This window comes from Stenotrophomonas sp. TWI273 (assembly GCF_039674765.1).
In the GTDB taxonomy this organism is placed as follows: domain Bacteria; phylum Pseudomonadota; class Gammaproteobacteria; order Xanthomonadales; family Xanthomonadaceae; genus Stenotrophomonas.
The window spans coordinates 1-1,434 of sequence record NZ_JBDJOA010000042.1; the positions used below are offsets into that span (position 1 = coordinate 1).

General features: G+C 67.5%; 2 protein-coding genes and 1 pseudogene. 1 reads left to right on the forward strand and 2 read right to left on the reverse strand.

Features of this window, described 5'->3' with window-relative positions:
* Positions 1-122, forward strand: a pseudogene (locus ABE571_RS18785) (transaldolase); the annotation flags it as partial.
* 218 nt (positions 123-340) lie between these two features.
* Here the strand turns inward: ABE571_RS18785 and msrA are convergent.
* Together msrA and ABE571_RS18795 are read right to left on the reverse strand one after the other, a co-directional pair.
* Complete coding sequence (gene msrA / locus ABE571_RS18790; RefSeq protein WP_346494385.1) at positions 341-994, reverse strand: peptide-methionine (S)-S-oxide reductase MsrA; 654 nt, start codon at positions 992-994, stop codon at positions 341-343.
* A gap of 30 nt (positions 995-1,024) precedes the next feature.
* Positions 1,025-1,291 (reverse strand): DUF2007 domain-containing protein, encoded by a 267-nt coding sequence (locus ABE571_RS18795; protein WP_102789560.1) that lies wholly within the window; start codon positions 1,289-1,291, stop codon positions 1,025-1,027.
* Between the last annotated feature and the right edge of the window lie 143 nt (positions 1,292-1,434).

Here is a 1,434-nt window from a genome sequence, read left to right on the forward strand (position 1 = left end):
CGGCGCGCTTTGCGGCGGATCTGGCGGCCGACCCGATGGCGACGGAGAAGCTGGCCAGCGGCATCGATGCGTTCGCCAAGGATCTGGAGGCGTTGCGGCAGACGATCCGCGAGCGGCTGTAAGCGCTGGCGGTTGGCTGGCTGTACGACAAAAGGCCCCGCTCATGCGGGGCCTTTTGTTTTTGGCGCGTACGGCAACGGCAACGGCAACGGCTCACTTTCGTTGGGGTTGGCGCGGTGTGGGTGCGTTGGGAAGAGCACGGGCAAGGAGCGTCGAGCAATGGTGCGAAACGCAGGTGACGAATCTGGTAGAGCCGACCGTTGGTCGGCTTCCTCCGCTATCAGGCGTCCACGCCGATGGGGCAGCTGACGCCGGTGCCGCCGATGCCGCAGTAGCCGTTGGGGTTCTTGGCGAGGTACTGCTGGTGGTAGTCCTCGGCGTAGTAGTACGCGGGCGCGGGGAAGACGAGCTCGGTGGTGATGGCACCGTAGCCGCTGTCGTTGAGGCGCTGCTGGTAGGCGTCGCGGCTGGCCAGGGCAGCGTCGTGCTGGGCCTGGGTGGTGGCGTGGATCGCGGAGCGGTACTGGGTGCCGGTGTCGTTGCCCTGGCGCATGCCCTGGGTGGGGTCGTGACTTTCCCAGAAGACCTGGAGGAGGCGCTCAAGCGGGACGACGGCGGGGTCGTAGACGACCTCGACGATTTCGGTGTGCCCGGTGAGGCCGGAGCAGACTTCTTCGTAGGTGGGGTTCGGGGTGACGCCGCCGGCGTAACCGACCGAGGTCGAGTAGACGCCGGGGATGGTCCAGAATTTGCGCTCCGCGCCCCAGAAACAACCCATGGCGAAGCGGATGCGCGCCAGGCCGGTGAAGCTGTCTTTCAGCGGGTGGCTGTTGACGTAATGCTGGTTGTGCAGCAGCGGCAGGGGCTGGTCGCGGCCCGGCAACGCTTCTTCCGGGCGCGGCAGGCGCTGCTTGAAGGCGCCGATGCCCAACAGACCGTTTCCAATACCCAACATGGCGTTCTCCTAGGCCGGCAACAGGCCGGCGCTTTCGTCTCCGTCGAATATGGGGTCGTCCGGGGCCGCGCCCAAGTCCAGTTGGGCGACGATGTCTTCCGCTTCGGGACGGGCCAGATCGGGGACGCACACGCGCAGGACGCCGAACAGCGGAAGCTCGCCCATGCCGCCCAGCAGCGATTCACCGAAGACGAAGGCGGGGATGCCGGCGTCCTCCAGGGCGTGTTTGACCAGATGGGCGTCGAACAGGTTGTCGGCCTGGTAGATCACGTGCATGGGTGGGCTCCGGAGGGCATGGGCCCAGCATACGCCCGGGGGCTGAAGGCGTCCCGACCCGCGGCGGTCATCTTCCAGGCGCCGGCGGATCCGGTCGTGCCGGCCGCTGGCCGGCTCCCGATATCGCCGGCACTGTGCAGCGC